Genomic DNA, 5,991 nt, shown 5'->3' with positions numbered 1-5,991 from the left:
GCGTTTTAACCACAGTGAAATAAAAGTTCAATTTTCCATTTTAAAACAATTAGTAAAGCAGAATTTATTCTAGTTATCTAGTACAGCCCCTAATTTTAACCCGATTATACCGCCGAGCGAGTAAGGAAGTTTCGTTTGTTCGTACTGGATTTGGGGGTGAAAAAGTAATTGTTAACGGTGGTGCAATCGTGTTACCCGTCTTGCACGAGGTCATTCCGGTGAATATGAACACTCTGCGCTTAGAAGTTCGCCGTGCCGCAGAGCAAGCACTGATCACACGGGATCGAATGCGGGTAGATGTAACGGCGGAATTTTATGTTCGGGTTAAACCGTCAATGGAGAGTATTGCGACTGCCGCACAAACACTGGGAATGAAAACGATGTCGCCGGATCAACTGAAAGATTTGGTTGAGGGTAAGTTTGTCGATAGCCTGCGTGCGGTGGCAGCAGAAATGGCAATGGAAGAATTACACGAAAAGCGGGTCGATTTTGTCCAAAAAGTGCAACAGGTCGTTTCCGAAGATCTGTTCAAGAACGGATTAGAGCTTGAAACGGTTTCCCTTACCGGATTGGATCAAACCAGTTTTGAATATTTCAACCCGCAAAATGCCTTTGATGCGGAAGGTTTAACACGTTTAACCGAAACGATTGAGGTTCGCCGCAAGAAACGTAACGACATTGAACAAGATACGGATCTCGCGATTAAAAGCAAAAATTTAGAAGCCGAGCGTACCCGTTTACAAATCTTACGAGAAGAAGAGTATGCGAAACTTGAGCAAGAACGGGAAATTGCCGTTCGCCGAGCCGAGCAAAATGCCGAAATTGCAGGGCAAGAAGCACAGAAAAAGCGGGAGGCGGAAGAGGCAAAAATTGCCGCAGAGCGAGAAGTGGATTTAAAACGTATTATCGCTCAACGGGATATTGAAAATGAGAAAATCCAAAAAGATCAACTGATTGAACGTGCGGAAGTGGAGCGTAAAAAAGCGATTGAACTTGCTGAACAGGATCGTGCGATTGCGGTTGCGGAAAAATCACGAGCGGAGTCCGAAGCGAAAGCGCAAGCGGATAAATCAAGGGCTGAAGCCGTGCGTGAAGAAGAGAGCGTGATTACGGTGAGAGAAACGCAGCGTGCAGAGCGTGTCAAGGCGGTAGAATTGATTGCGGCGGAAGAAGCTGCACAGAAAGATGCTATTGCCATCACTATTGCCGCCGATGCCGAAAAACAAGCCGCGCAAGATAAAGCGGAAGCGATTCGGATCAGTGCGGAAGCCGAAGCGGAGAAATTACGCTTGCAGGCAAAAGGGGAAGCTGACGCAAAAATACTGTTAGCTCAAGCACAAGAGCAGCAATATAAAGTGGACGCAGAGGGAACAAAAGCGGTAAATGAAGCGGCAAATGTTCTGTCTGTTGAACAGGTTGAAATGCAGGTGCGTTTAGCCCTATTGAAACATTTACCGGATATTATCCGTGAAAGTGTACGCCCGATGGAAAATATTGACGATATTAAGATCTTGCAAGTCAATGGGCTGGGAGGCTTTGGCACTCATTCTAATGATGCTGACAATGCCGGTCAAAATAGTAGCTTATCCGATCAACTCGTCAATAGCGCATTGCGTTATCGAGGGCAAGCACCATTAGTCGATAATCTGCTCAAAGAGTTGGGGTTAGACGGTGCGGATATCAATGGACTGACTCAACCTATCCGGCAAAAAGTCGTAAAATCGGCGGACGAATAATCCGTAAATACAGGGCTTCTTTATGGAAGCCCTTTTTCAGTTTCAATGATAGGACAAGCGGTCTGTTTTCGTCATTTTATTGCACAATGATCTATTAGATATTGCGTTTTGATCTGGTAATGAAAATGGTGATGGGTTCATATCGCAATATTGCCTTATGAATGGGGCTAATAAAATAGAAGCGGGGCGATTTGCAGATTTTCTGACACATCGACCCGCTTGTATTAATCAAAGTACGCCTATTTTTTCGCTTTTAAATCGGCGACTTTTTGGGAACGGTAAATCGCATTGATGGCGTGGATTAACGCTCTGGCGGAGGATTCGACAATGTCTGTGGCTAAACCGACCCCGTGGAAACGGCGACCTTGATATTCCACCACAATATCCACTTGCCCTAGCGCTTCTGCACCTTCGCCCTTCGCCGTGAGGTTATAGTGCAACATTTTGATCTCCATTTTGGTAATATTGAGAATGGCGTTAAACACGGCATCGACCGGGCCGTTTCCGCCTTGCGAAACTTCACTGAGGCGTTGACCGTCCAGCTCGACTTGTACGAATGCTGAGGCAGGCAAACCGCTAATAAGTTGCGAGGTAATCACATCAAGCACTAAGCGATCTTCATCGCCCTGTTGCATATCAATGAACGCAAGGGCTTCCAAATCGTAATCGAAAACTTGCCCTTTTTTATCGGCTAATTTTAAGAAAGCGGCGTAGAGTTTGTCTAAATCATAGTCGCTCTCTTGGTAACCCATTTCTTCCATATGATTTTTCACCGCAGCACGTCCGGAGCGGGCGGTTAAGTTCAGCTTCTCTTTTTTCAAGCCGATGGTTTCCGGCGACATAATTTCATAGGTGTTTTTATTTTTCACCATACCGTCTTGGTGAATACCGGAGGAGTGCGCAAAGGCGTTAGAGCCGACAATCGCTTTATTCGGTTGAATCGGCATATTGCAAAGTTGGCTGACTAATTGGCTGACACGGTGGATTTCTTGCGTGTTAATACGGGTATCGGCATTAAATTGCGCTTGGCGGGTTTTAATCGCCATTACCACTTCTTCTAAAGCGGTATTGCCTGCCCGCTCGCCGATGCCGTTAATGGTACACTCGATTTGGCGTGCCCCGTTTTGAACGGCGGTGAGAGAGTTGGCGGTTGCCATTCCCAAATCGTTATGGCAATGCACGGAAATAACGGCTTTATCAATGTTCGGCACTCGGTTCATCACATTGTGGATAATATCGCCGTATTCCATTGGTAAGCAGTAGCCGACCGTATCCGGAATATTGACCGTGGTTGCACCGGCATTGATGGCGGCTTCTACCACACGGCAAATGTTGTCTATACCGGTTCTGCCTGCATCTTCGCAGGAAAATTCCACATCGTCCGTGTAGCGTCTTGCCCGTTTCACCGCATTCACCGCCATTTCCAACACGTCGTCAAAGCTGCGGCGAAGTTTGGCTTCCACGTGTAACGCAGAGGTGGCAATAAAGGTATGGATACGGAAAGCCTCCGCCACTTTCAATGCTTCGGCGGCAACATCAATATCTTTATCGACCGCTCGGGATAAGGCGCATACACGGCTATTTTTGATATGGCGGGCAATCGTTTGTACCGACTCAAAATCACCCGAGGAAGAAACGGGGAAACCGACTTCCATTACATCCACCCCTAAACGTTCTAAGGCGAGTGCAATTTGTAATTTTTCTTTTACCGTTAAACTGGCTTTTAAGGCTTGTTCCCCATCTCTTAACGTCGTATCGAAAATAATAATTTGGTCGTTCATAGAAATCCTCGCTGTGATAAGTGGTTATTTGAATGAAAAAAAAGCTCGCCTTAAAAGTGCGAGCTAAAGTGGATAGTGAACTTTTTTCTATCCGAGCTTTACCCGCACAGAAACTGTGTCAGACGTAAGGTTAGGAGAGAAAAGAGTTTTACCATTGTTGTGTGTTTATGTTTGCATTGTTATTCGTTGTTGCTATCTATCTTAAATCTCTCCAAAATATTGTCAATAGCATTTTCCACTTTACGCAAACGTTTGCTTTTTATTTTTTGGCATTTTTAATAGTGATTTATATTTAATGTAAATCCTTTTATTAGTGTTTTATCCTGTGTTGAAATGTTATTCACCGATAAACACAAGGCATTTTTACAAATTACCAGTTTTTATTTTTATTGATTGATTGGTGATTTTATATTCGTAAATAGTATGATAAGCGTATTGAGATAAAGGGGAAAGAAAGACAAGCGGTCAGTTTAGACCGCTTATGTTAGCATTTAGCTAGGCCAAAATGTTGATAGGTTCTTGAGGTGGCGATCCGACCTCGTGGGGTGCGTTGCAAAAAGCCTTGTTGGATAAGGTAAGGTTCAAGGACATCTTCGATCGTTTCACGTTCTTCACCAATAGCTGCGGCAAGGTTGTCGAGCCCGACCGGCCCACCGTCAAAGCGTTCAATCACTGCCGAAAGCAGTTTTCTATCCATAAAATCAAACCCTTGTGCGTCCACATCAAGCATTGCGAGGGCTTGTTGGGCGATTTCAACCGAAATTACCCCGTTATTGCGTACATCGGCAAAATCACGCACACGGCGTAGCAGGCGATTGGCAATACGAGGTGTCCCTCGCGAGCGGCGGGCGATTTCGTATGCCCCTTCAGGCGAGAGATTAAGGTTTAAACAGTTTGCACTGCGGGACACAATAGCGGTTAAATCTGCGACCGCATAAAATTCAAGGCGTTGTACAATGCCGAAACGATCCCGTAACGGTGAAGTAAGGGAGCCGGCACGGGTAGTTGCACCCACTAGCGTAAAGGGCGGCAGATCCAGTTTGATCGAGCGCGCCGCCGGTCCTTCGCCGATCATAATATCGAGTTGATAATCCTCCATTGCCGGATAAAGCACTTCCTCAATCGCAGGCGAAAGACGGTGGATTTCGTCGATAAACAGCACATCATAAGGTTCAAGGTTAGTCAGCATTGCGGCAAGATCACCGGCTTTCTCCAATACCGGCCCTGAGGTTGTGCGAATATTTACCCCCATTTCATTTGCCACAATATTGGCAAGAGTTGTTTTCCCCAGCCCCGGCGGGCCGAAAATCAGCAGGTGATCGAGGGCATCATTACGCAGTTTGGCGGCTTTGATAAAAATGTCCATTTGTTCGCAAACGGAGGGCTGTCCGACATAATCGGTCAGTAATTTCGGGCGAATGGCACGGTCGATCGCCTCGTCATCTCGGCGGGCGGCGGCACTGATAATTCTATCGGCTTCAATCATAGAAATAGTTTATAAGGCGTTTTTTAACGCATCTCGGATAATCTGTTCACTGGTTTTGTCAGTGTGGCTGACTTTTTTCACCATTTTTTCCGCATCTGCCGGCTTATAGCCTAAGGCGATGAGTGCATCACGGGCTTCGTCTGCCGGCTCGGGTTGTCCGCTGGCAATAATCGTATGGGACGGCGTTTCGGCAAAGAAATCGCTTTGGGCAAGCCCCTTAAATTTGCCTTTTAGCTCGACCAATAACCGTTCTGCAGTTTTACGCCCGACCCCCGGAATTTTGGTTAGTTTTGCCAATTCTTCCTGCTCGACCGCATTGGCAAATTGCGATACGGACATTGCCGATAAAATGGCTAAGGCGAGTTTCGGGCCGACCCCGTTGGTTTTGATCAGCTCTCGAAATAGGGTGCGATCTTGTTTTTGAGCAAAGCCGAACAACAAATGCGCATCTTCCCTGACGACTAAATGGGTAAATACGGTGATTTGTTCGCCCACCTGCGGTAAATCGTAAAAACTGGTCATCGGCAATAGTAATTCGTAGCCGACCCCCTGAACGTCCAACACCATTTCCGGCGGCGATTTTTCAATAATTTTGCCCTGTAATCGTCCAATCATTTCGCAGATTATCCCTGTTAAAAATGCCTAGCATAGCGGAAAACTGGATAAAATAACAGAGCAAGCGGGCGGTTCAGCCCGATTTTTTGCAAATTATGCCGCAAATAGCCCCACATTGGGGAGCTATCCTTATGATATATCAGGCGTGTTCTCCAAATATTTATGTGGATTCAACGGCGTAGCAATCCATCATAGCGGGTATTAAGCCTAACCGTTGAATCAACCGCGTTTTTCTCGGAAGGGGGATTTGAGAAATTTGTCCGGTATTATGTATCAAATGCACAAAAATAGACATTTTAACAGAATGTAGGGACACACTGCGTGTGTCTGGATTTTAACCTATTGAAATAATTTGATTTTTATAAAGGAAACA

4 protein-coding genes and 1 pseudogene are annotated in these 5,991 nt (G+C 45.8%); 2 read left to right on the top strand and 3 right to left on the bottom strand.

Annotated features, from left to right (window positions below; genetic code table 11):
- Positions 1 to 73: pseudogene (locus tag RO21_RS12920) on the top strand (IS1595 family transposase); the annotation flags it as partial.
- A complete protein-coding gene (locus RO21_RS08925) occupies positions 63 to 1,736 on the top strand; it encodes a flotillin domain-containing protein (protein WP_047977443.1) in 1,674 nt (557 codons plus the stop codon). The pseudogene RO21_RS12920 and the gene RO21_RS08925, both read left to right, overlap by 11 nt.
- A 239-nt stretch (positions 1,737 to 1,975) precedes the next feature.
- Here RO21_RS08925 and leuA read toward each other — a convergent pair whose 3' ends face one another.
- The 3 genes from leuA to ruvA form a co-directional block, all read right to left on the bottom strand.
- Entirely contained in the window at positions 1,976 to 3,517 is a 1,542-nt protein-coding gene (gene leuA / locus RO21_RS08920) for a 2-isopropylmalate synthase (RefSeq protein WP_047977442.1), read from the bottom strand.
- A 484-nt stretch (positions 3,518 to 4,001) separates the two neighbouring features.
- Positions 4,002 to 5,003, bottom strand: coding sequence for a Holliday junction branch migration DNA helicase RuvB (gene ruvB / locus RO21_RS08915; RefSeq protein WP_047977441.1), 1,002 nt, complete (start codon positions 5,001 to 5,003; stop codon positions 4,002 to 4,004).
- Between the two features lie 9 nt (positions 5,004 to 5,012).
- The gene (ruvA, locus tag RO21_RS08910; protein WP_047977440.1) at positions 5,013 to 5,618 is read right to left on the bottom strand and encodes a Holliday junction branch migration protein RuvA; all 606 of its coding nucleotides are present in this window, start codon (positions 5,616 to 5,618) and stop codon (positions 5,013 to 5,015) included.
- Between the last annotated feature and the right edge of the window lie 373 nt (positions 5,619 to 5,991).

It is taken from the genome of Muribacter muris (assembly GCF_001038205.1).
Classification (GTDB): Bacteria; Pseudomonadota; Gammaproteobacteria; order Enterobacterales; family Pasteurellaceae; genus Muribacter; species Muribacter muris.
The sequence above is the reverse complement of the archived record's forward strand: the minus strand, read 5'-3'. Positions and strand labels throughout refer to the sequence as shown.

Coding starts and splice junctions, on each gene's coding strand:
- leuA (WP_047977442.1), bottom strand. CDS start 3,517: ATGAACGACCAAATTATTATTTTCGATACGACGTTAAGAGATGGGGAA.
- ruvB (WP_047977441.1), bottom strand. CDS start 5,003: ATGATTGAAGCCGATAGAATTATCAGTGCCGCCGCCCGCCGAGATGAC.
- ruvA (WP_047977440.1), bottom strand. CDS start 5,618: ATGATTGGACGATTACAGGGCAAAATTATTGAAAAATCGCCGCCGGAA.